Below are 21,520 nucleotides of genomic sequence, written 5' to 3' on the forward strand. Positions count from 1 at the left end.
CGCTTTCGCGGCTGCGCTTTCAGAACCCGTATCGGAGATCCCGAATGACACTCAAGAAGGGCGGCCTCACGAGGGCGACCGATTCCGAAGGGTCGTGGCAGCTCGATCGCATCGTGTCCGAGCTGCACGACATCCGCACCCGCTGGCGTGGCGCGCAGCAGCGCACGACAGAGTGCGGCGCGCGCGAATTCCCGTCGCGCGAGGCGCTGCGCGATATCGCTGAGGCGCTGTGCGGTGCGCTGTTCCCGATGCGGCTCGGCCCGTCCGATCTGCATCAGGAAAGCGAGGACTTCTACATCGGCTACACGCTGGATGCCGCGCTCAACGCGCTGCTGCACCAGGTGCGGCTGGAACTGCGCTACGACGCGCGTCGTGCGGCATCTCCGCAGGCTGACGTCAACCTGCTCGCTCGCGCCATCGTTGCCGAGTTCGCACTGTCGCTGCCCGGCCTGCGTGCGCTGCTCGACACCGACGTGCTGGCGGCCTACCAGGGCGACCCAGCCGCGCGCAGCGTGGACGAGGTGCTGCTGTGCTACCCGGGCGTACTCGCCGTCATTCATCACCGCATTGCGCACAAGCTGTACGCGCTGGGCGTGCCGCTGGTTGCACGCATCATTTCTGAGGCCGCGCACTCGAGCACAGGCATCGACATCCACCCTGGGGCGCAGATCGGCGCCGGCTTCTTCATCGATCACGGCACCGGTGTCGTGATCGGTGAAACCGCGGTAATCGGCGAGCGCGTGCGGCTCTACCAGGCGGTCACGCTGGGCGCCAAGCGCTTCCCGGCAGACGAGGCCGGCACGCTGCAGAAAGGGCTGCCGCGTCATCCGGTGGTCGAGGACGACGTGGTCATCTACGCCGGAGCGACCATCCTTGGCCGCGTCACGATAGGACGGGGTTCCACCATAGGCGGCAATGTGTGGCTCACGCGCAGCGTGCCGCCCGGCAGCCAGGTCACGCAGGCCAATTTGCAGAACGTGCCGGTCGCGGCGGAACTGGTCGAGCCATGACAGCCCGGCACGGAAGGCCGACGCCACCTCTGGCCGAGGCGCTGACGCGGCGCTTCGGCCGTGCGGTGCGGCGGACGCGCGAATTGCGCGGCTGGTCGCAGGAGGTACTGGCAGAGCGCGCCGAACTCAATCGCTCCTACCTCGGCGATGTCGAGCGCGGCAGCGCGATGCCCTCGCTCGCCACGGTGGTCAAGCTCGCGCTGGCGCTCGAATTGCCGGCCGGCGATCTGCTCGACGGCTGCGAACGCATGGACGAGCTGCCAGCTGCCGTGCAGCACACGATAGCCTGAACGGACGGACGACGAACCGATTGGTGGCTATAGCCGGTTGAACGCTGCATAGAAGAAATAGATATTTGCTTAGCAGTTTTTTGCATAACCCTCCCCCTTGCTAGGAGCCTTTCATGGCCGACACACCCGAACAGCTTGCGCTTGGCGACAACGCCGCCCGCCAGCTTGCCAACGCCACCAAGACCGTCCCGCAGCTATCGACCATCACACCGCGCTGGCTGGTTCATCTGCTGCAGTGGCTGCCGGTCGAGGCGGGCATCTACCGCGTGAACCGCGTCAAGAACCCGCAGGACGTGCGTGTCGCGTGCTCGCAGCGCGACGAAGCGGAACTGCCGCAGATCTTCGTCGACTACGACGAACAGCCTCGTGAGTACTTCCTGAATGCGGTCACCACCGTGCTCGACGTGCACACCCGCGTGTCCGACCTGTACAGCAGCCCGCACGACCAGATCAAGGAGCAGCTGCGTCTGACCATCGAAACGATCAAGGAGCGGCAGGAAAGCGAACTGATCAACAACCCCGAATATGGCCTGCTGGCGAACGTGCACGACGACCAGCGCATTTCGACGCTGACCGGCGCGCCGACCCCGGACGATCTGGACGACCTGATCGGCAAGGTGTGGAAGGAGCCCGGCTTCTTCCTGACCCATCCGCTGGCGATCGCCGCTTTCGGCCGCGAATGCACCCGCCGCGGTGTGCCGCCGCCCACCGTGAGCCTGTTCGGTTCGCAGTTCCTGACCTGGCGCGGCCTGCCGCTGATCCCGTCGGACAAGGTGCCGGTCGAGGACGGCAAGACCAAGATCATCCTGCTGCGCACCGGCGAAAAGCGTCAGGGCGTGGTCGGCCTGTTCCAGCCGGGTCTGGCCGGTGAACAGAGTCCGGGCCTGTCGGTCCGTTTCATGGGCATCAACCGCAACGCGATCGCGTCCTACCTGATCTCGCTGTATTGCTCTCTGGCCGTGCTGACCGAAGACGCGCTGGCTGTGCTCGATGACGTGGAGATCGGCAAGTACCATGAGTATCCCGACACCTACAAGCAGTAACGTGAGCGGTCTGAGCTCACCGCTGCCGCCCGGCGCGCCGGACGAGTCGGTGCTGTCGCGCTTGGCCAGCGAGCTGTTCGCCGCGCTGCCCGGGCAGACGCCGCCTTCGTTCGATGCACCGCTGGCTGTTGCGCCGGCGCCGACACCGCAATCGCCAGTGCCGCCGGTCCCGGCCAGCGCGCCGTCGAGCACGGCTGCGGCGGCCGCGCCGGTCGCACCGCAGCACGGTCTGTCGCTGGGCGCCTCGTCGCCGAAGCTGATACCGCACGCGACCGCGCAGAATCATGTGCCCGACGTGGCGGCCGACGCCTACCCGGTCGGCTCGCCGCGCGCGGGCGTTGCACAGGGCGTGCCCGAGGCCTACGCGGCAGCGCTGCCGCCGCTCGGTGGCGCGTCCGCCTTCCCGCAGCCGGGCGGTGCTTCGGCGCCGTCGTCGCCGTACTATTTCCTCGGCGAGGCGAGCGCGCTGCAGTCGGCGCCTGCACAGGTCGATGACCGCGTCAGTGCCCGGTCCTTCGGCCTGCCCGGCGACGACGCGCTGCGCGGGCTGCTGGCCGAGCCGTCACGCGAGGTGCAGCCGGCCGCGCCCTCGGCGCCGGCCTACTACTTCGTCGACAGCCAGGCGGCGCCCACGGTCGGTCACGCCGGCCGGGTGCCGAATGCCGACGCCGGCCGTTATCCGCCTTTCGACGTCAATGCGGTACGGCGGGACTTTCCGATACTCGCCGAGCGCGTGAATGGCAAGCAGCTGGTGTGGTTCGACAACGCCGCGACAACGCAGAAGCCGCAGGCGGTGATCGACCGGCTGGCCTACTTCTACGCGCACGAGAACTCGAACATCCACCGCGCGGCGCACGAACTGGCCGCCCGGGCAACCGATGCCTACGAGGCGGCGCGGCAGAAGGTGGCGCGCTTCATCGGCGCAGGTTCGGTCGAGGAAATCATCTTCGTGCGCGGCGCGACCGAGGCGATCAATCTGGTGGCCAAGAGCTGGGGTGCGAAGAATATCGGCGCCGGCGACGAAATCATCGTGTCGCACCTGGAACACCACGCCAACATCGTGCCCTGGCAGCAGCTGGCAGCTGAGAAGGGCGCGAAGATCCGCGTGATCCCGGTTGACGACAGCGGTCAGGTGCTGCTCGAGGAGTACAAGCGGCTGCTGAACGAGAAGACCAAGCTGGTGGCGGTGACGCAGGTGTCGAACGCGCTGGGCACCGTGGTGCCGGTGCAGGAGATCGTCGAGCTGGCGCATCGTGCCGGCGCGAGAACGCTGGTCGATGGCGCGCAGTCGGTGTCGCACATGCGGGTGAACGTGCGCGCGCTGGACACGGATTTCTTCGTGTTCTCCGGCCACAAGATCTTCGGCCCCACCGGCATCGGCGTGGTGTACGGCAAGCGCGACGTGCTGGAAGACATGCCGCCCTGGCAGGGCGGCGGCAACATGATCCAGGACGTCACCTTCGAACGCACGATCTTCCATCCGCCGCCGGCGCGTTTCGAGGCTGGTACCGGCAACATCGCCGACGCGGTGGGGCTGGGTGCGGCGCTGGACTATGTCGATCGCGTGGGCATCGAAAACATCGCGCGCTACGAGCATGACCTGCTGGTCTATGCCACGCACGCCATCCGCGACATTCCGGGCGTGCGGCTGATCGGTACCGCGGCCGACAAGGCCAGCGTGCTGTCCTTTGTGCTGAAGGGCTACACGACGGACGAAGTCGGCCAGGCGCTGAACGAGGAAGGCATCGCCGTGCGCACCGGTCACCATTGCGCGCAGCCCATCCTGCGTCGCTTCGGCCTGGAAACCACGGTGCGTCCCTCGCTGGCGTTCTACAACACCTGCGAGGAAGTTGACCGCTTCGCCAACGTTGTCCGGCGGCTGGCGGGGCAACGCAGGGGGTGAACCCGGCAAATCGAACGCACCAGACGGTGGGTGCGTGAATTCACGCACCCACCCAAGTCAGACGGGTTATCGTTCCATGCATGCACGTGCTTCCGGATCCCGGCTCGAGCGTCGTATCGTGCGCGTTTACGTCCTGACGACCGGATTCAGCGATGAGTCTCACCGTTTTCTGTTTGTGCGCCGAGTGGTGTGGCACCTGCCGCGACTTTCGCGCGTCCTTCGACGAGGTAAGCGCAAAGCGTGCCGCCGACCAATGCCGGTGGGTGGACATCGAAGTACATGACGAGTTGCTTGCACATCTGGATATCGAGATCGAGAGCTTGCCAACCCTGATCATTCTTGATGACGACAGCGAGGTCCGTTTTGCCGGACCCATAGCGCCATTCCTCGAAGTTGCGATGCGCCTGTGTCGAAGCGCAGACGAGGGCGTTCTTCTTGCCGACCCGGGTGACGCACTGGTGTCACGAGCGCCTGCTCTTGTCTTGGCACTCACGGGTGGCTGACCTTCCGTTCTCGATGCTCGGCGTGCATCGAGAGGTCTGCTTGCCTATCGATTGCTGTTCCCAATGATGCAAAGCTTTGCAGATTAAGTTGGTTGGTTTGGGGCGGTGTGACACTTAGATTCTGCGGATCGCAACAGCCTGCGTTCCGCAGAATCAACATGACCCGCCTCACCCTGCACACCGCCGAAACCGCACCCGAAGGAAGCCGTGCCCTCGTCGAGCGCGTGATCGCCAACAACGGCTTCCTGCCCAACCTGATCGCCGCGCTGTCGAACGCGCCGGTCGCGCTCGAAACCTATCTGACGGTGGGCGAGATAAACGGTCGCGCCAGCCTGTCGCTGGCCGAACGCGAGGTGGTACAGATCACCGCCGCCACCATCCACGGCTGCGACTTCTGCGTGGCCGGCCACAGCGCCATTGCGCTGAAGAAGGCGGGCTTCGACAAGGCGGCGGTGGTCGCGTTGCAGCACGGGCGTCCGGTCGGTGATGCGAGACTCGACGCACTGGCTGCGTTCGCCCGCGAGGTCATTGCCACCCGTGGTGCGGTCAGCGATGCCGCGCTGGCGGAGTTTACCGGCGCCGGTTTCCTGCCCGCGCAGGCGCTCGAAGTCATCCTCGGCATCAGCCTGGCGACGCTGTGCAACTTCGCCAACAATCTGGCGCAGAGCCCGGTCAATCCGCAGCTCGAACCCTTCCGTGCCGGTGTGCTGACGGCATGAGCACGAACACTCACGGACGGCTGCCGGACGGCCTGCGCGACTGGCTGCAGCAACATGCGCCGGCACTGAACGACGGCACCTCCGACGACGAGGCGCTGCTGCCCGCGCTGGCCGCCGCCGGACTGTTCGCCATCGGTGTGCCGCAGTCGATGGGCGGAACCGGTGGCAGCACCGGCGACGCGGTTGAGGCCATCGCTGCGGTGGCCGAGCATTCGCTGACGGCTGCCTTCGTGTTCTGGGGTCACCGCGCCTTCATCGAATACCTGCTCGCCAGCCCGAACGCGGCGCTGCGCGAACGTCGGCTGCCGGCCTTGCTGGCCGGCGAGCACGCCGGCGCGACGGGCCTGTCGAACGCAATGAAATTCCTGTGCGGCATCGAATCGCTGCAGATCGAGTCCAGCCGCACCGGCGACGGCTGGCGTCTGGACGGCAAGCTGCCCTGGGTGACCAATCTGCGCAAGTCGGGTTTCGTGTTCGCGGCGGCGGTGTCGTCGCGCGAAGGCGAGCCGCCCTTCATCGTTGCGCTCGACGGTTGCCACGCCGGCGTATCGCGGACGGCCGATCTCGACCTGATCGCAATGCGCGGCAGCAATACCGCTGCGTTGAACATCGATGGCGCGCTGATCGACGCGTCCGACGTGATCGCGCCGGACGCGCGTGACTGGTTGCCGCGCGTGCGCCCCGGCTTTCTCGGCTTGCAGTGCGGCCTGTCCATCGGCTTAGCGCGCGCCGCACTGGCCGCCGCGCAGGCGCGTTGCAGCAGTGCTCGCGCCACGCTGCAGGACGAACTCGACGCGGTCGGCGACGCGCTGGCCAAGCAGGTGGTGGCGCTGCTCGACGGCCTGGCTGCACAGCGCTTCGTCAGCGACGCCGCGGCGCTGTTCCGGCTGCGCATCGCACTGGCCGACACGGTGCAGCGCGCGGTGCAACTCGAACTGCAGGCCAGCGGCGGTCGCGCCTATCTGGTCGATCCGCAGTTCGGTTTCGCGCGCCGCCTGCAGGAATCGGCTTTCGTGCCGGTCATCACGCCCAGCGTCACCCAACTGCAGGGCGAATTGCTGAAGCGCGCACAGGCGCAGGCGAGGGCGGCGTGAACGCAGCGGTGCCCAAGGCGCTGCTGCGCCCGGAGCCGGCGGCGCTCGCCGCGCCGGTGTCCACGCTGCTGGCACGTGATCTGGCCTACGCCTATGACGGCGGCAGGCCGGTGTTCGGCGGTGTGTCGCTCGAGGTCCGGCCGCGCGAGATCGTCTGCCTGCTGGGTGGCAGCGGATGCGGCAAGTCTTCGTTGCTGCGCGTGCTGGCACGGCTGGAGGCGCCCGCCTCGGGTGACATCCACTTCCTCGGCGAGCCGCTGCGGGCGCCGCATCCGCGCGCCGCACTCGTTTTCCAGCAGCCGGGGCTGCTGCCCTGGCTTGATGCGGCGGGCAATGTTGGCTTCGGCCTCGACTTCGAGCATCAACCGCGACTGGCGGGCAGCGAGCGCGCCGCGCGCATCGAGCATGCGCTGTCCGCGGTGGGGCTGGCGGGACACGGACATCGCTATCCGGCGCAGCTGTCCGGCGGCATGGCGCAGCGCGTGGCCCTTGCCCGCGCGCTGGCGCGCGAGCCGCAGCTACTGTTTGCCGACGAACCGTTCTCCGCACTCGACGCCATCACCCGCGCCGAGATGCAGGCGCTGCTGGTAGAGCTGGTGCATCGCTGGCACACCGCGGCGCTGCTGGTCACGCACGACATCGACGAAGCCATCCTGGTGGCCGACCGCATCCTGCTGATGGGCGGAACGCCTGGCCGCATCGTCCGCGAATGGACAGTGGATATCGAGCGCCCGCGTGAGGCGCAGCCTGCGGCCGTGACCGCCTTGCGGCTGGACATCCTGAACGCGCTGCAGGTGCTGCGCGCGCATTGAAACCAAGACCATCAGAAGAGGACATGACATGAACAAGGATGGGAAGCTGCATATCTGCGCTTCGTCCGATTGCGGTTGCGGGCTGACGCGCCGCGACATGCTGAAGCTGGGCGCACTGACGCTGGCCGGCGTGGCGGCGCCGCTGCTGCGTGCCGGTGACGCGCGTGCGCAGGCCTTCAAGGGCGACGACCAGCCGGTGAAGATCGGCTACCTGCCGATTACCGATGCGACACCGCTGCTGGTGGCGCACGCGCGCAAGCTGTTCGAGGCGGAAGGCCTGAGGACCGAGTCGCCGCGGCTGTTCCGCAGCTGGGCGCAGATCGTCGAGGCCTTCGTTGCCGGGCAGGTGAACGTGATCCACCTGCTGACGCCAGCCGCGCTGTGGGTGCGTTACGGCTCGAAATTCCCGGCGAAGATCGTCGCCTGGAACCATGTGAACGGTTCGGCGCTGACGGTCGATCCGTCGGTCTCGACCGTCGCCGATCTGGGCGGCCGCACGGTGGCCGTGCCCTTCTGGTACTCGATCCACAACATCCTGCTGCAGCAGGTGCTGCGCGCGAACGGTCTGACGGCGGTGACCAAGGCCAAGGAGGCGCAGCTGGCCGCGAACGAGGTGAACCTCATCGTGCTGCCGCCTGCGGAAATGGTGTCGGCACTGGCCGGCAAGTCCATCGCCGGCTACATCGTGGCCGACCCCTTTAACGCGCTGGCCGAAACCAAGGGCGTGGGCAAGGTGCTGCGCTTCTCAGGTGACGTGTGGCAGAACCACGCGTGCTGCGTCACCTTCCTGTCCGAGCGCGACACCAGCGATCGGCCGGAGTGGGCGCAGCGCGTTACCAACGCCATCGTGCGTGCCCAGCTGTGGACGCGCAGCAACCAGCTGGATACCGCCAAGCTGCTGTCGGCGGCAGGCGAGGGCAAGTACACACCGCACGCGCTGCCCGTGCTGTCCAAGGTGCTGGCTGCCACCGATTACGCCAGCTACGAGGCGTCGGGCGTGGTGAAGAACAAGGGCTGGTACCAACGCCGCATCGACTTCCAGCCCTATCCTTTCCCGTCCTATACCGAAGAGCTGGTGCGCGCGGTGAAGCAGACCCGGGTCGAGGGCGACACGAAGTTCCTCGATGCGCTCGATCCGGCCTTCGTCGCGCGCGACCTGGTCGATGACCGTTTCGTGCGCCGGGCCATCGACCTGGTCGGTGGGCCCTCGGTGTTCGGCCTTCCGGCCGACCTGCGGCGCAGGGAAGTCGTGCGGGTGTGATGAGCGCGCGTTTCATCCTCCCGCTGGCCGGCCTGCTGGGCGCGCTGCTGCTGTGGCTGGCCGGCTCGGCGTGGCTGGCGCATGGCATGCCGATCGCGGCCGATTTCGCGCCGGCGCCGTCGGCCGACGCGCTGTGGCAGCTGCTCGGCAGCGGCGAGCTGTGGCCGCACGTGCTCGTCAGCCTGAAGAGAGTGGCGGTCGGACTGCTGCTGGCTGTCGTCATCGGTGTGCCGCTCGGAGTGCTGACCGGGCTGTCGCGCCGGTTCGCCCAGGGCACGACGCCGCTGTTCCAGTTCCTGCGCATGGTGTCGCCGCTGTCCTGGATGCCGCTCGCGGTGATGGTGCTGGGCGTCGGTGACGCGCCGGTCTACTTCCTGCTGGCCTTTGCCGCGGTGTGGCCCATCCTGCTCAATACCGCGTCCGGCGTGGCGCAGCTCGATCCGAACTGGCTGCTGCTGGCGCGCAGCCTGTCGGCCACCCGGCGCGAGACGGTGCTGCGCGTGGTGCTGCCCGGCATCACCGCGCACATCCTGACCGGCGTGCGACTGGCGATCGGCATCATCTGGATCGTGCTGGTGCCGGCCGAAATGCTGGGCGTGTCGGCCGGACTGGGCTATTTCATTCTCGACACGCGCGACCGGCTGGCCTACTCGGAACTGATGGCGGTCATCGTGCTGGTCGGTGCGCTCGGTTACGCGCTCGATCACCTGGCGCGCAGCGCGCACGCCCGCTGGCTGCACCGCTGAGCGCAGGCGCCGCTGTGCCGTACACCTGCGGCCGCCCGGAGGGGCGGTCGTCTGTCATGATGGCGGCACGCCGCCGGCATCGATGAGCGGCCTGCCCGAAATCTTCCCCGAGCCTGCCATGCATCCGCTTTCCCGCCTGTTCTCGCACGCGCGCAACTACCGCCGCGAGGTGCGCATTGCCTCGCTGTATTCCGTTCTCAACAAGTTCTTCGATGTGCTGCCGGAGGTGCTGATCGGCGTTGCGGTCGATGTGGTCGTGAACCAGAAAGCCAGCTTCCTCGCGCGCGTCGGCATCGTCGAGCCGAAAGACCAGCTAGTGCTGCTGGCGCTGATCACGGTGGTCGTGTGGGTCGGCGAGTCGCTGTTCCAGTACCTGTACGACGTGCGCTGGCGCGACCTCGCGCAGAACCTGCAGCACGACCTGCGCATGGAGGCCTACCGCCACGTGCAGAAGCTGGACATGGCCTATTTCGAGCGCAACCGCAGCGGCAATCTGCTGGCCGTGCTGAACGAGGACATCAACCAGATGGAGCGCTTCCTTAACGGCGGCGCCAACGACCTGATCCAGGTGTTCGTCGGCTCGCTGATGGTGGGCGGCGTGTTCTTCGTGCTGACGCATGAGCTGGCCTTCCTCGCGCTGGTGCCGGTTCCGCTCATCCTGTACGGCGCCTTCTGGTTCCAGCGCCGGCTGGCGCCGCGCTACGGCGCGGTACGCGAGGCGGCCGGCGCGCTGGCGGCGCGACTGAACAACAACATCCAGGGCATCGCGACGGTGAAGGCCTACGCCGCGGAGGAGTACGAGGCCGGCCACATCGAACAGGGATCGGACGACTACCGCGTAAGCAACGGCGAGGCGATCCGGCTGTCGGCGGCGATTACGCCGGTCATCCGCATGGCCATCCTCGCGGGCTTCACGGTGACCCTGCTGTACGGTGGTTTCATGGCGCTGAACGGCGACATCGGCGTCGGCAGCTATTCGGTGCTGGTGTATCTGACCCAGCGCCTGCTGTGGCCGCTGACCCGGCTGGCCGACCTGACCGATCTGTATCAGCGCTCGATGTCGTCGATCGAACGGGTGATGAACCTGCTGCAGACGCCGGTGAACATCGCTTACGAAGGGCGCCCGCTGCCGCGCGCCGGGGTGCGCGGCGAACTGGTTTTCGACCAGGTGTCCTTCGCTTACGACGGAACGACCCGGCCGGCGCTGGACCGCATCGACCTGCGCATCGACGCCGGCCGCAGCGCGGCCTTCGTCGGCAGCACCGGCGGTGGCAAGAGCACGCTGATCAAGCTGCTGCTGCGCTTCTACGAGCCGCAGCGGGGCAGGGTGCTGCTCGATGGCGTGCCGGTGAATGAACTGAATCTGCAGGACCTGCGCCGCGCCATCGGCTATGTCGCGCAGGACACCTTCCTCGCCGACGCGTCGGTGGCGCAGAACATCGCCTACGGCATGCCGGACGCTACGCGCGAGGCGGTAATCGAGGCGGCGAGGTCGGCCGAGGCGCATGAATTCATCACGGCACTTCCGCAGGGCTACGACACGCCGGTGGGCGAACGCGGCCTGCGCCTGTCCGGCGGCCAGCGGCAGCGGCTGGCGCTGGCGCGCGCGATCCTGAAGAACCCGCCGATACTGGTGCTGGATGAAGCCACCTCGGCGGTCGACAACGAAACCGAAGCGGCGATACAGCGCTCGCTGGACCGGCTGGTGGTCGGCCGCACGACGCTCATCGTTGCGCACCGGTTGTCCACGGTGCGCCACGCCGACACCATCCACGTGATCGACGCCGGTCGCATCGCCGAATCCGGCACCCACGACCAGCTGCTTGCGCTCGACGGCATCTACGCCTCGCTGTGGCGGCTGCAGACCGGGGAGCGACCTGCGCATTGCGTCCGGTCTCTTCCTTGATCGAAGTCAGGTTCCGCTCGTTACTGCAGGCCTAAAAAAGAAAGAGGCGGCGCGTTGACGCGCCGTCCGCGGCGGCTCCGCATGCGGGCTGCCGACTCTTCCTTGCCGACGGAGCCTGTCATGCCATCCATACTACTTTCCGCGTTCCGCACGCCCTTCGGTCGCACACTGTCGCGCGCCGGTGTCGCCCTGCTGTTGAGTGGCGCCGGTCTGAGCGGCGCTGCGCAGGCCGCGCCGGACGACACCTTCCGCAGCTGGAGCTATGTGAGTCTGCCGGGTGGCAGTCTGCTGTCGGACGGCCAGCCATGGAACGGGGACACGTCGCTTTGGAGCGGCGCCAGCTCGGCCTGGCTCGATACCGACAATCACGCGCGCTCGCAGATCGGTTTCGAGGACGGCCAGCTCGCCGCGAAGATCGAAGTCAGCGCCCGGACGCCGGTCAATGGTCATGTCTATTCGGAGCTGTTTTACCGCGACGAAGGCTTCGTCTGCGATGCCGATTCCTGTGGAACAGCCGTGCCCCTGCCGGTGTCGTTCGCGGTGGAGCTGCACCAGAACGGGCAGTTCACCGCGGGCAGCGCCAATTTCAGCGTGTCCTATGCACTGTGGTCGGCGGGCGCCTTCCACAGTTTCCACTTCGCGGTGCAACAGGGCGAGGGGCCGCTCGAACCCTACGGCTGGTTCTCCACCGAGAACCTGACGACCGGGCAGTTGACGCTGGAACCGCTGATGATTGCCGGGCCGTCCGGCCAGTCGGTGTTCAATCCCTTGTTCAACCTGGTGTGGGAAGACGACGACCAGGACGGCGTGTACAACTTCGCCTATGACCTCAATTTCACGGCCGCCACCCAGGGTGTGGACCTGAGAGAGGATCTGTTCATGTCCGCCTACGTCTTCGGTACGGATGACGGCCAGTTCTTCGACTCATTCAATTCCTTCAGCGCCACCTGGACGCCGGAGGCCGGTGCCGCGCTCTATGGCAGCGGTGGCCGCGCGGTCGTCGGGCCGGTGCCGGAACCGGGTGTGTGGGCGCTGATGGCGGCGGGACTGGGAATGGTGGCAGCCCTCGGCCGCGTGCGCCGCCGCGAAGTTGACTGATCGATCGCGTATGACGCTCAACCGCCAGCGGCGAGCAGGCTGTCCACTGCCACCGCGGCGTGCGTGCGCAACTCGGGTATCGCGGTGGCTTCCCAGAACTGGGCACGCAGCAGCGGTCCGACGTAGTACAGCCCGTCCACGCTGCGTCCGCGTGCGTCGATGGCCCGGCAGCGGGCGTTGACCATCAGGCCGAGCTTGAGCGGGTCCTGCGTCATCAGACCGCTTTCCAGCAGACGGTGCAGCAACGGTGCGCGCTGGGCGTCGATGCGGTGACCCGGGCCGGTGCAGTTGACGACGCGATCGAACCGCTGCGCCTGCGGACCGCGGCGGGCGTCATCCCAGCGTACGGTCACTCCGCCCTCATCAGCTGCGGCAGCGCGCAGCCGTCCGGCGCCGACGGTGAGGCGACCGTCCTGCAGCAGCGCGTTCATCGCGTTGAAGGGCTCGGGAGCGGTGCGGTGGCGCAGCACCTCCCAGTGCGGCCGTACGTGGCGCACGAAGCGCCGCTTCTCGCGCTCGTCCAGGCTCTGCCACAGCGCCGGCGTCAGGGCACGCAGCGAGCCGATCACGTCGCGCCAGTTGACGCAGGCACGCTCGGCCTGGGCGACCGCGGCGCGCACCTGGCGAGTGAGCGCACGCGCACTGCGCGCCTGCAGCAGCGCTTCGCGGTCGAGCGGGATGGTGGCCGGAGGTGCGTCCTGCGCGCGGTGCGAGCGCGGCAGCAAGCCGCGGCGCGACAGCGCGGTGATCGGACCGCGATGGCCGCGCCGCGCGAGGTTGACCACCACATCGAGCATGGTCAGGCCGCTGCCGAGCATCAGCACGCGCTCGTCGGGGCCGATGTGCTCGACGGCGCCCGACCACGGGTCGTTGATGTAGGCGGCGCTCAGCGCATCCAGACCCGGCAGTGGCGCGACCGGACTCAGGTGTCCCATCGCGAGGATGACGGCATCGGCATCCAGCGTCGCGTCGCCTGACAGGTGAAGACGGAAGCCGCCGGCAAGGCGCCGCTCGATGGCATCGACCCGCGCCGTTCGGATGTCGAGGCGGCCCGGATGGGCGTCGGCCGCCTGGCGCAGGCGCTGTTCCAGATACTCGCCGTACAGCATGCGCGGCACGAAGGCGCTGGCGCGGTAGCGATGCCCCGTCTCGTCGAGGTAGCGGACGAAATCGCCTTCCTGCGCCGGGTCCATGCCGAGGCGGCCGGCCGGCACGTTGAGCAGGTGCAGCGGCGAACGGGTGCCGTAGGCCAGACCGCGGGCGACCGGACCGGAGGCGTTGATCAGGCTGACCTGCCAGCCGTCGCCGCAGCGGGCGAGGAACTGACAGGCGCAGGCCGTGCCGCTGAAGCCGGCACCGATGATGACAAGCGTGCGCACGCGGAAACCTTTCACCAGGAAGGCCGAAGCAGACGGGTGCTCCGGCGTACCCGGCGACTATAGCGTCCGCCGCCTTGCGTTTCCGTGACGCGGAACCGTGGCGCAGGCTGCGGCCGTGATGCAGTTCCCGACTGGGCTCAGGCCGCCAGCCGTGACAGCGCGTTGCGTATCTGCGACCGGCTGCGCGCGCTGTAGACGACCGGCAGTCCGTGCTGGCTGGCAAGCCTGCGTACGCGCGCGGCCATGCCGTGATTGACGTGGTCGATCAGCAGCACGATGCCGCGCAGGTCGCGCGGCAGCGGCTGGTGGTGGTCGGCGGCGCGGCGGCCGCTCCAGTGATGCAGGCGGTTGACGCCGGCTTCGCGTGCCGAGTCAGCGAACTGATTGGGGTGGTCACCGCCGACGACAAGGATGGCCATTTGATGTACTCCGGATTGCGATGGCTCGACCTTACGGGCGGCTCGCAGCCCGGGGAACTGAATTGTTCTGCGCTGCTTCTTCTGCACAGCTTTGCCGCAGGATGCATATGCGCGCCGCGATGGAGGACGAAAAAAGGCCCGGCAGAAGCCGGGCCTTGTCGCTGTCGCAGCCGTCGCTTACTTCGGTTGCGGCGTAAGGCGCAGATAAGGACGCACCGCCTTGTAACCGGCCGGGAAGCGACGCGCGATCTCGTCCGGGTCCTGCAGCGAGGGCACGATGACCACGTCGTCGCCGTGCTTCCAGTTGCCCGGGGTGGCTACCGAGTGCTTGTCGGTCAGCTGCAGCGAATCGATCACGCGCAGCACTTCGTCGAAGTTGCGGCCGGTGCTCGCCGGGTAGGTGATGATGAGGCGCACCTTCTTGTTCGGATCGATGATGAACAGCGAGCGCACAGTCAGCGTGGCATTCGCGTTCGGGTGGATCATGTCGTACAGCTCGCTCACCTTGCGGTCGCCGTCGGCGATGATGGGGAAATTCACCGTGGTGTTCTGGGTGTCGTTGATGTCGGCGATCCAGCGCGTGTGCGACTCGACCGGATCGACCGACAGTGCGATGGCCTTGACGCCGCGCTTGTCGAATTCACCCTTGAGCTTGGCGGTGAGGCCCAGTTCGGTGGTGCATACGGGCGTGAAGTCCGCCGGATGCGAGAACAGCACACCCCAGCTGTTGCCGAGCCATTCATGAAAACGAATGCGGCCGGCGCTGGAATCCTGTTCGAAGTCGGGGGCGATGTCGCCCAGTCTGAGAGTCATGATGTGGTCCTTTCATTCAAGAAGTGCAGGGTCTGCTGGCGTCGGGTGTCGGTTGCCGTCGTCGGGGGACGGCGCACTTCAATGCTCGCCCGAATGCTTCGGCGTGCAGCGGCATCAAAGCGTCGCCCGCGACTGGCGTCGAAGCTTTGCCAGCCAGCCGTGCCGGCGCGGGGCCGGTTCGTTTCCTTCCGCGAAGCTGCCCAGCGGAAGGTCACGTTGTGCATGATGCATCAGTCGGAACAGGCGCAGGCATTGCGGCCAGGCGCCCTGATGAACGGCCGGGTCGATATTGCCCAGCGCGCTGGTCAGCAGCAGTCGGCTGCCCCACCTCTCGGCCCACTGGCTGGCAGTGACCAGACGCATGTCCGGATCGTCGGCGTTGGCGATCACCAGCGAGGTGAAACCCAATGTCGTCTGCGGCAGCAGTCCGGAAATCGAAGGCTTGCGGGGTATCGTCTCTTCACCCTCGACCAGCGGACCGTCGGCACCGTAGCGTTCGGGGTCGGCGGGTGTCACCAGCAGCGCGCCGGCGACGCGATCGGTCCGGTCGGAGGCGGCCATGATGGCGGCGAGGCAACCGAAGCCGTGCGCGATGAGCCAGACCGGGCCGGCCGAGCGGGCGATTGCCTGCTTCACGCGACCCGTTCTGTGTGCCAGCACCGGTGAACTCCACTCGTCGTGCGGCACGCGGCGCGCCTGGGGCAGTTCGTCTTCGAGCCATGACAGCCAGTGTCCCTGCGGCATGCCCTGAAGTCCGGGAATAATGAGGACGGTGGATGTCATGGCGATGCGCTGCTCGCGATCAGCTGCCGATGCGGGCGATCGACACTTCGGTTGACTTCACCAGCGCGACCACTTCGACGCCCGGCTTCAGGCCCAGCTCGTTGACCGAGCGGGTGGTGATGACCGAGGTGACGATGCCGGCCGGCGTGTCGACATCGACCTCGCTGACCACGTCGCCGCGGACGATCTCCTTCACTTTGCCCTTGAACTGATTGCGTACATTGATTGCGGTGATTGCCATGGTGCTTCCTTTCAGATTGCGAACGAAATATGGGCGATGCCCGATGCCCATGCGTCCGGTGACGCATGGGGGGATTCGATGGGCGGCGCACTGAGCACGCGCGACAGGATGCGTGCCTCGTAGGCCGAAAAGCCGTTGCTGGCGCGCTCGCGCGGCCGGGCGAGGCGGACGTCGAGGTCAAGCGCAATCGCGCCGTCCTCGATCAGCAGCACGCGGTCGGCCAGCGCCACGGCCTCCTGCACGTCGTGCGTGACCAGGATGGCGGTAAAGCCCTGTTCCAGCCACAGCGACTCGATCAGTTGCTGCATCTCGATACGGGTGAGCGCGTCGAGCGCGCCCAGCGGTTCGTCCAGAAGCAGCAGGCGCGGCGAGTGCACCAGTGCGCGGGACAGCGCGATACGCTGGCGCTGGCCGCCGGACAGCTGGGACGGCCAGTCGCGTTCGCGGTCGGCCAGGCCGACACGCGCCAGCACCTCGCGGGCACGGCGGCGGAAGGCTGGTGTGAGGCCCAGTGACACGTTGTCGAGCACGCGCTTCCACGGCAGCAGACGCGCTTCCTGGAACATGATGCGCACGTCGTCGGCGCCGCCGTCTATCGACAGTTCGCCTTCGCTCGCGTGGTCGAGGCCGGCCAGCAGGCGCAGCAGCGTGCTCTTGCCGCAGCCGCTGCGGCCGACGATGGCGACGAATTCGCCCGGACGGATGTCGAGGTCTATGCCGTGCAGCACCTGGCGGTCGCCGAAGGCCTTGCCGATGCCGCGCAGCGTGACGGCCGCGCCGTTGATCACGCGTTCGGCGGCGCTGACTTCGCTGTTCTCTTCCGGTGAGAAGTACATGGTCGGGCTCCTCAACGGGTGTGGTAGTTCGGGTGCCATGACAGCCACACGCGTTCCAGCGAGCGGGCCAGCAGATCGGCCAGCTTGCCGAGCAGCGCGTACAGCAGGATGCCGACCAGCACCACGTCGGTCATCAGGAACTCGCGCGCATTCATCGTCATGTAGCCGATGCCTTCCTGCGCCGAAATGGTTTCCGCGACGATCAGGATGACCCACATGAATCCGAGCGAAAAACGCACGCCGACGAGGATGGACGGCAGCGCGCCCGGCAGGATGATGTCGCGGTAGAGCGCCCAGCCGCGCAGACCGTAGGAGCGGCCCATCTCGATCAGGCCGGCGTTGACAGAACGGATGCCGTGGAAGGTGTTGATGTAGACCGGGAAGAACACGCCCAGCGACACCAGGAAGAGCTTGGCCGTCTCGTCGATGCCGAACCACAGGATGACCAGAGGGATCAGCGCCAGCGGCGGAATGTTGCGGATCATCTGCACGGTGGTGTCGAGCAGGGTTTCGACCCGTTTCCACGAACCGGTGGCGAGGCCGAGCAGCAGGCCGAGGCCACCGCCCACCGCGAAGCCGGACAGCGCGCGCTGCGCGCTCACCAGCACGTGGCGCCACAGTTCGCCGCTGACCGCCAGCGTCCAGAAGGCTTTCAGCACGTCGAGCGGCGCCGGCAGCACGCGGCTGGACAGCCAGCCGGTCTGGGCGGCGATCTGCCAAAGCACGACCAGTGTGACCGGAAGGCTCCACGGCAGCAGTTTCTGCCGCAGGCGCGAGGCCAGCGACGCAATGGGAGAGGTATCTCGGGTACTCATGTCGTGTCGTCAGGAATAGATGGAAGGTTCGGGCACGGTGTCGTCGAGCACCCAGCGGCCGATGTCCTGCAGCTTGTAGTCGAGGTTGTCGTGCAGCGTGTGCACGCGCACGTTGCGCCAGTAGCGGTCGTGGCCGTAGCGGGCGGCGGTGGCGCGTGCGCCCATCAGCTCGAAGATGCGCGACGTCACATCGAGCGCGGCGCGGCCGGCGGCGATCTTGGCCTGCCAGATCAGCAGGGCGACCTCGCCGCGTTCGCGCGCGCTCAGTGCGTCGCCACGTTCCCATGCCTGCTGCAGCGCCTGCTCGGCCTGGACGGCCAGCGCCAGCGCGCCGCGGTAGCCGATCCACAGTTCGGCGAAGCGCACCTGACCGTAGGGGTCGTCGGCGGCGCGCGCCACGCCGCTGGAGAACCAGGGGCGCGCCTCGTGCTGCACATAGTTCCACGCGGCGCGCAGCGCGCCCTGCGTGTTGCCGAGATAGATCTCGGTCAGGATGAGCTGCGACACCAGCGTGCGCAGCGTCGCTCGTGGCGTGCCGCGGGTGCCCGGCGGGCCGAGGATCTCGTCCGTCTCGACGCGCACGTTTTCGAAGGTGACGCTGCCGCTGTCGGTCTGGCGCTGGCCGAGGTTGTCCCAGTCGTCGTGCACCGTGATGCCGGCACGATCGGCTGGCAGGCTGATGAACACGCGGTCGGCCGGATCGTCGCCGCGCGGCGCGGTTACGTTCAGCATGTCGGCGCCGGTGGCACCGGAGCAGAAGGACTTCACGCCGTTGAGCACCAAGTGGTCACCTTCCGGCGTGAGCCGGATGCGTGTGTCCAGACCGTTGGTGGCATTGCCCCAGAACCAGCCTTTCGCCACCGTATCGCCGAGCAGGCGGGCCTGCTGCGCCGGGTTGGCGAACAGCCGCACACTGGCCACCTGCAGGTGCTGGAAGCCGAACAGGTGGGCGAGCGAACTGTCGGCTTTGGCGAAGCGACGGACGATGGCGTAGATCTGCGGCCAGGGCAGTTCGGCGCCGCCGAATTCCGCCGGTACCGCGAGCGTGAGCAGGCCGCTGTCGCGCAGCAGCTGGCGTTCGGTCCAGGCGGTGCCGCCGGCGCGGTCGCGCTCGGCGGCGGTGGCTTCGAGCCCGCGTGCTGTCCGTTCGACCGCTTCGGTGTGAGCACCGAAGTCTCGGTCGAACAGGTGGTCAGCCTCGCTGCGTTCGAGCTGGCGGGTGGTGTCCGGAGCATTCATCGATGTCGCCTCAGAGCGCGGGTTTCCAGACCGGCACCGCGGTGGCATTCACCTTGCGCGGCAGCAGGCCCTCGCGGGTGAAGGTGTCGGCGATGGCCTGCTGTTCCTGCAGCCGCTCCGGCTGCACCAGGCGCACGTCGTAGCTGCGACGGCCGTTGGCCTGTTCGACCGTGGCTTCATCCAGACCCCACACCGGTGCCAGCAGCGCGGCCGCATCCTTCGGACTCTGCTTCACCCACTTGCCGGTTTCGGTGAGCGCGTCGTGGATCACCTTGATCACGTCCGGCCGTGCCTGCGCGAAGGGTGTGGAGGCGAGGTAGTAGCGCTGGTACTGGGCGAGGTTCGTGCCGTCGGCCAGCACGCGCACCTTGGCCTGGCGCTGCACGGCCGACAGGAAGGGGTCCCACACCACCCAGGCGTTGACGCTGTCGCGCTCGAAGGCGGCGCGGCCGTCGGCCGGCGCGAGGTAGGCGGGCTGAATGTCCTTGAAGCTCAGTCCGTTCTTCTCCAGCGCGGCGATCAGCAGGTAGTGCACGCCGGCGGCCTTGGCGAAGGCGACGCGTTTGCCCTTCAGATCAGCCACGCTGCGGATCGGCGAATCGGCCTTGACCACGATGGCCTGGGCGGTGGGCGAGGGCGCCTCCTGCGCGACATAGGTCAGGTTGGCGCCGGCGGCCAGAGCGAACACCGGTACGGTGTCGGCGACGTCGGCCGACACGTTGACGCTGCCGACGTTCAGCGCCTCGAGCAGCGGAAGACCGCTGGCGAATTCGTGCCAGCTCACCTTGACGCCCAGCGGCGCGAGCTTCTGTTCCAGCGTGCTGCGGGTCTTCAGCACGGTGATCAGCGTCGATGACTTCTGGTAGCCGATGCGTACGGTGGTCGGCTTGTCCTGTGCGAATGCGCCGCCGACCGAAAGGGCCGGCAGCAGGGCTACGAGTGCCTTCAAGGCGTTGCGGCGAAGTGTGAAGCGAGTGCTCATTGCAAGGTTCTCTTTCTGGTGTTTTCCGGGTACCGAGTGCGGCGCACGTCAGACGACGTGCGCGCCCTCTAGGATTTCGAGAATCGTGTTGCGGGCATCGGCCAGCGTCTGCGAACGGCGATGACGCGGGCGTTGTTCGGTAATCGTCACTTCGTCCAGCGCGCGACCGTTCCCCATCACCACAACGCGGTCGGACAGCCAGGCCGCTTCGTTGACGTCGTGGGTGACCAGCAGCAGCGTCGTGCCGTGTTCGCGGGCGATGGCCAGCAGCAGCTCCTGCAGCTTCATCCGCGTGAAGGCATCGACCGCGCTGAAGGGCTCGTCGAGCAACAGCAGGCGCGGCCGGTTGAACAGGCCGCGGGCGATCGCCACCCGTTGCGCCATGCCGCCGGACAGCGCTTTCGGCAGCGCGTCGGCCACCTGCGCCAGTCCCACTTCCTCCAGCAGCGAAAACACGTGCGGGTCGCTCGCACGCCGGGCGTCGGCATCGAAGCCGACGTTCTGCGCGACGGTGAGCCAAGGCAGCAGTCGCGGCTCCTGGAAGATGAAGCCGATGTCGCGGTGGATGCCGTGCTGCGCTTGACCGTTGAGCCGCACCTGTCCATCGTGTTCGCGGTCCAGGCCGGCAACGATGCGCAGCAGGGTGCTTTTTCCGCAGCCGCTGGCGCCGACCAGGCTGACGATCTCGCCGGCTTCCAGTTCGAGCGAGAAGTTGTCCAGCACGAGCCGATCGGCAAAGCGCTTGGTGCGCACATGCACATCGAGCAATGCAGTCATCGTGCGCCCCTCAGGCCAGTCGGGTTTCGAGGGCATCGCGCCAGACCAGCGCGCGCTTCTCGAGTGATTTGAGAACGCTGTCCGACAGCTTGCCGAGCACGGCCAGCAGCAGGATGGCGGCGAGCACGATGTCCGGTCGCGAGGTTTCGCGGCCATCCGTCAGCAGATAGCCCAGGCCGCGGGTGGCGGCGATCAGTTCGGCCGCGACCAGGAACATCCAGGCCAGACTCAGACCAACGCGCAGGCCGGTGTAGAGGCTGGGCAGCGACGCCGGCAGCAGGATGCGGCGGACCAGCGCGCTGCGGCTCAGGCCATAGACCTCGCCCAGTTCGACCAGCTTGCGGTTGACATTGCGCAGACCCGACAGCAGGTTCAGATAGACCGGGAAGAAGGCGCCGATCGCGATCAGCGTGATCTTGGGCGTTTCGTCTATGCCCAGCCACAGCAGCAGCAGCGGTACCCAGGCCAGGCTGGGCACGGCGCGCAGCGCCTGGAAGGACGGGTCGAGCAGCGCTTCGGCACGGCGGTCCAGCCCGACCACGACGGCGGCAACCACCGCCAGCGAGGCGCCGATCGCGAAACCACCGGCGACGCGGGCGATGCTGACGCCGATATGCGACGCCAGGCCGCTGCCCAGGTCGAACAGCGTGCGCACGATTTCGCTCGGCGCAGGGAACAGGTGGGCGGCCAGCACGCCGCTGCGCACCAGCACTTCGAAGGCGAGCAGCGCGAGCGCGGGCAGCACCCAGCCCAGCGCCGGGTGGGGACGCCCGGCGCGACCGGCGGGGACTGCCGGCCGCGCGGACGACACCGTCGCCTGGAGGGAGGAGGTGCGGGCAGCGGTGTTCATG

At 67.6% G+C, this 21,520-nt stretch carries 23 protein-coding genes; 12 read left to right on the forward strand and 11 right to left on the reverse strand.

The features are described 5' to 3' along the window. The first annotated feature begins 44 nt into the window (after positions 1 to 44). The 12 genes from epsC to ACQ66H_RS09925 all read left to right on the forward strand — a co-directional run bounded on the left by epsC (position 45) and on the right by ACQ66H_RS09925 (position 12,385). Entirely contained in the window at positions 45 to 1,010 is a 966-nt protein-coding gene (gene epsC, locus ACQ66H_RS09870; protein ID WP_430433874.1) for a serine O-acetyltransferase EpsC, read from the forward strand. Then, positions 1,007 to 1,300 (forward strand): helix-turn-helix domain-containing protein, encoded by a 294-nt coding sequence (locus tag ACQ66H_RS09875; protein WP_430433875.1) that lies wholly within the window; start codon positions 1,007 to 1,009, stop codon positions 1,298 to 1,300. Before epsC ends, ACQ66H_RS09875 begins: the two co-directional genes overlap by 4 nt. Before the next feature lie 113 nt (positions 1,301 to 1,413). Continuing rightward, positions 1,414 to 2,343, forward strand: a complete 930-nt coding sequence (locus ACQ66H_RS09880; RefSeq protein WP_019918395.1) for a family 2A encapsulin nanocompartment shell protein — start codon at positions 1,414 to 1,416, stop codon at positions 2,341 to 2,343. Between the two features lies 1 nt (position 2,344). Continuing rightward, complete coding sequence (locus ACQ66H_RS09885) at positions 2,345 to 4,246, forward strand: family 2A encapsulin nanocompartment cargo protein cysteine desulfurase (RefSeq protein ID WP_430435616.1); 1,902 nt, start codon at positions 2,345 to 2,347, stop codon at positions 4,244 to 4,246. Positions 4,247 to 4,398: 152 nt separating this feature from the next. Beyond that, complete coding sequence (locus ACQ66H_RS09890) at positions 4,399 to 4,749, forward strand: thioredoxin family protein (RefSeq protein WP_430433876.1); 351 nt, start codon at positions 4,399 to 4,401, stop codon at positions 4,747 to 4,749. A gap of 158 nt (positions 4,750 to 4,907) precedes the next feature. Continuing rightward, a complete protein-coding gene (locus ACQ66H_RS09895) occupies positions 4,908 to 5,468 on the forward strand; it encodes a carboxymuconolactone decarboxylase family protein (protein ID WP_430433877.1) in 561 nt (186 codons plus the stop codon). Further along, entirely contained in the window at positions 5,465 to 6,562 is a 1,098-nt protein-coding gene (locus tag ACQ66H_RS09900) for an acyl-CoA dehydrogenase family protein (RefSeq protein WP_430433878.1), read from the forward strand. The genes ACQ66H_RS09895 and ACQ66H_RS09900 overlap by 4 nt, the downstream gene beginning before the upstream one ends. Continuing rightward, positions 6,559 to 7,374 carry an ABC transporter ATP-binding protein gene (locus ACQ66H_RS09905; RefSeq protein WP_430433879.1) on the forward strand — a complete coding sequence of 272 codons (816 nt, stop codon included), beginning with the start codon at positions 6,559 to 6,561 and terminating at the stop codon, positions 7,372 to 7,374. Before ACQ66H_RS09900 ends, ACQ66H_RS09905 begins: the two co-directional genes overlap by 4 nt. Before the next feature lie 28 nt (positions 7,375 to 7,402). Further along, positions 7,403 to 8,635, forward strand: coding sequence for an ABC transporter substrate-binding protein (locus tag ACQ66H_RS09910; protein WP_430433880.1), 1,233 nt, complete (start codon positions 7,403 to 7,405; stop codon positions 8,633 to 8,635). Further along, positions 8,635 to 9,381: an ABC transporter permease gene (locus tag ACQ66H_RS09915; RefSeq protein WP_430433881.1), complete on the forward strand. Its 747-nt coding sequence runs from the start codon at positions 8,635 to 8,637 to the stop codon at positions 9,379 to 9,381. Before ACQ66H_RS09910 ends, ACQ66H_RS09915 begins: the two co-directional genes overlap by 1 nt. Before the next feature lie 118 nt (positions 9,382 to 9,499). Beyond that, the gene (locus tag ACQ66H_RS09920; protein WP_430433882.1) at positions 9,500 to 11,287 is read left to right on the forward strand and encodes an ABC transporter ATP-binding protein; all 1,788 of its coding nucleotides are present in this window, start codon (positions 9,500 to 9,502) and stop codon (positions 11,285 to 11,287) included. Between the two features lie 120 nt (positions 11,288 to 11,407). Next, entirely contained in the window at positions 11,408 to 12,385 is a 978-nt protein-coding gene (locus ACQ66H_RS09925) for a PEP-CTERM sorting domain-containing protein (RefSeq protein ID WP_430433883.1), read from the forward strand. Between the two features lie 17 nt (positions 12,386 to 12,402). On the opposite strand, the gene ACQ66H_RS09930 is transcribed toward ACQ66H_RS09925, so the two are convergent. The 11 genes from ACQ66H_RS09930 to ACQ66H_RS09980 form a co-directional block, all read right to left on the reverse strand. Next, positions 12,403 to 13,764, reverse strand: coding sequence for an FAD/NAD(P)-binding protein (locus ACQ66H_RS09930; RefSeq protein WP_430433884.1), 1,362 nt, complete (start codon positions 13,762 to 13,764; stop codon positions 12,403 to 12,405). A 137-nt stretch (positions 13,765 to 13,901) separates the two neighbouring features. Further along, complete coding sequence (locus ACQ66H_RS09935) at positions 13,902 to 14,183, reverse strand: DUF2325 domain-containing protein (RefSeq protein WP_430433885.1); 282 nt, start codon at positions 14,181 to 14,183, stop codon at positions 13,902 to 13,904. Between the two features lie 177 nt (positions 14,184 to 14,360). Next, positions 14,361 to 14,996 (reverse strand): peroxiredoxin, encoded by a 636-nt coding sequence (locus ACQ66H_RS09940; RefSeq protein WP_019918381.1) that lies wholly within the window; start codon positions 14,994 to 14,996, stop codon positions 14,361 to 14,363. Positions 14,997 to 15,110: 114 nt separating this feature from the next. Further along, a complete protein-coding gene (locus ACQ66H_RS09945) occupies positions 15,111 to 15,779 on the reverse strand; it encodes an RBBP9/YdeN family alpha/beta hydrolase (protein WP_430433886.1) in 669 nt (222 codons plus the stop codon). Positions 15,780 to 15,798: 19 nt separating this feature from the next. Continuing rightward, positions 15,799 to 16,020, reverse strand: coding sequence for a TOBE domain-containing protein (locus tag ACQ66H_RS09950; protein ID WP_430433887.1), 222 nt, complete (start codon positions 16,018 to 16,020; stop codon positions 15,799 to 15,801). 11 nt (positions 16,021 to 16,031) lie between these two features. Then, positions 16,032 to 16,856, reverse strand: coding sequence for an ATP-binding cassette domain-containing protein (locus tag ACQ66H_RS09955; RefSeq protein WP_430433888.1), 825 nt, complete (start codon positions 16,854 to 16,856; stop codon positions 16,032 to 16,034). A gap of 11 nt (positions 16,857 to 16,867) precedes the next feature. Beyond that, positions 16,868 to 17,671 carry an aliphatic sulfonate ABC transporter permease SsuC gene (gene ssuC / locus ACQ66H_RS09960; RefSeq protein WP_430433889.1) on the reverse strand — a complete coding sequence of 268 codons (804 nt, stop codon included), beginning with the start codon at positions 17,669 to 17,671 and terminating at the stop codon, positions 16,868 to 16,870. Positions 17,672 to 17,680: 9 nt separating this feature from the next. Next, positions 17,681 to 18,910, reverse strand: coding sequence for an acyl-CoA dehydrogenase family protein (locus ACQ66H_RS09965; protein ID WP_430433890.1), 1,230 nt, complete (start codon positions 18,908 to 18,910; stop codon positions 17,681 to 17,683). A gap of 10 nt (positions 18,911 to 18,920) precedes the next feature. Then, the gene (locus ACQ66H_RS09970) at positions 18,921 to 19,892 is read right to left on the reverse strand and encodes an aliphatic sulfonate ABC transporter substrate-binding protein (RefSeq protein WP_430433891.1); all 972 of its coding nucleotides are present in this window, start codon (positions 19,890 to 19,892) and stop codon (positions 18,921 to 18,923) included. 48 nt (positions 19,893 to 19,940) lie between these two features. Further along, positions 19,941 to 20,669, reverse strand: a complete 729-nt coding sequence (locus ACQ66H_RS09975) for an ABC transporter ATP-binding protein (protein ID WP_430433892.1) — start codon at positions 20,667 to 20,669, stop codon at positions 19,941 to 19,943. A 10-nt stretch (positions 20,670 to 20,679) separates the two neighbouring features. After that, positions 20,680 to 21,519, reverse strand: a complete 840-nt coding sequence (locus ACQ66H_RS09980) for an ABC transporter permease (RefSeq protein ID WP_430433893.1) — start codon at positions 21,517 to 21,519, stop codon at positions 20,680 to 20,682. Between the last annotated feature and the right edge of the window lies 1 nt (position 21,520).

Source organism: Methyloversatilis sp., assembly GCF_965284615.1.
Classification (GTDB): Bacteria; Pseudomonadota; Gammaproteobacteria; order Burkholderiales; family Rhodocyclaceae; genus Methyloversatilis.

Excerpts from the sequence above, each read along its gene's own strand:
- epsC (WP_430433874.1), top strand. The coding sequence starts at position 45 with ATGACACTCAAGAAGGGCGGCCTCACGAGGGCGACCGATTCCGAAGGG.
- ACQ66H_RS09875 (WP_430433875.1), top strand. The coding sequence starts at position 1,007 with ATGACAGCCCGGCACGGAAGGCCGACGCCACCTCTGGCCGAGGCGCTG.
- ACQ66H_RS09880 (WP_019918395.1), top strand. The coding sequence starts at position 1,414 with ATGGCCGACACACCCGAACAGCTTGCGCTTGGCGACAACGCCGCCCGC.
- ACQ66H_RS09890 (WP_430433876.1), top strand. The coding sequence starts at position 4,399 with ATGAGTCTCACCGTTTTCTGTTTGTGCGCCGAGTGGTGTGGCACCTGC.
- ACQ66H_RS09895 (WP_430433877.1), top strand. The coding sequence starts at position 4,908 with ATGACCCGCCTCACCCTGCACACCGCCGAAACCGCACCCGAAGGAAGC.
- ACQ66H_RS09900 (WP_430433878.1), top strand. The coding sequence starts at position 5,465 with ATGAGCACGAACACTCACGGACGGCTGCCGGACGGCCTGCGCGACTGG.
- ACQ66H_RS09910 (WP_430433880.1), top strand. The coding sequence starts at position 7,403 with ATGAACAAGGATGGGAAGCTGCATATCTGCGCTTCGTCCGATTGCGGT.
- ACQ66H_RS09915 (WP_430433881.1), top strand. The coding sequence starts at position 8,635 with ATGAGCGCGCGTTTCATCCTCCCGCTGGCCGGCCTGCTGGGCGCGCTG.
- ACQ66H_RS09920 (WP_430433882.1), top strand. The coding sequence starts at position 9,500 with ATGCATCCGCTTTCCCGCCTGTTCTCGCACGCGCGCAACTACCGCCGC.
- ACQ66H_RS09925 (WP_430433883.1), top strand. The coding sequence starts at position 11,408 with ATGCCATCCATACTACTTTCCGCGTTCCGCACGCCCTTCGGTCGCACA.
- ACQ66H_RS09935 (WP_430433885.1), bottom strand. The coding sequence starts at position 14,183 with ATGGCCATCCTTGTCGTCGGCGGTGACCACCCCAATCAGTTCGCTGAC.
- ACQ66H_RS09940 (WP_019918381.1), bottom strand. The coding sequence starts at position 14,996 with ATGACTCTCAGACTGGGCGACATCGCCCCCGACTTCGAACAGGATTCC.
- ACQ66H_RS09945 (WP_430433886.1), bottom strand. The coding sequence starts at position 15,779 with ATGACATCCACCGTCCTCATTATTCCCGGACTTCAGGGCATGCCGCAG.
- ACQ66H_RS09950 (WP_430433887.1), bottom strand. The coding sequence starts at position 16,020 with ATGGCAATCACCGCAATCAATGTACGCAATCAGTTCAAGGGCAAAGTG.
- ACQ66H_RS09955 (WP_430433888.1), bottom strand. The coding sequence starts at position 16,856 with ATGTACTTCTCACCGGAAGAGAACAGCGAAGTCAGCGCCGCCGAACGC.
- ssuC (WP_430433889.1), bottom strand. The coding sequence starts at position 17,671 with ATGAGTACCCGAGATACCTCTCCCATTGCGTCGCTGGCCTCGCGCCTG.
- ACQ66H_RS09965 (WP_430433890.1), bottom strand. The coding sequence starts at position 18,910 with ATGAATGCTCCGGACACCACCCGCCAGCTCGAACGCAGCGAGGCTGAC.
- ACQ66H_RS09970 (WP_430433891.1), bottom strand. The coding sequence starts at position 19,892 with ATGAGCACTCGCTTCACACTTCGCCGCAACGCCTTGAAGGCACTCGTA.
- ACQ66H_RS09975 (WP_430433892.1), bottom strand. The coding sequence starts at position 20,669 with ATGACTGCATTGCTCGATGTGCATGTGCGCACCAAGCGCTTTGCCGAT.
- ACQ66H_RS09980 (WP_430433893.1), bottom strand. The coding sequence starts at position 21,519 with ATGAACACCGCTGCCCGCACCTCCTCCCTCCAGGCGACGGTGTCGTCC.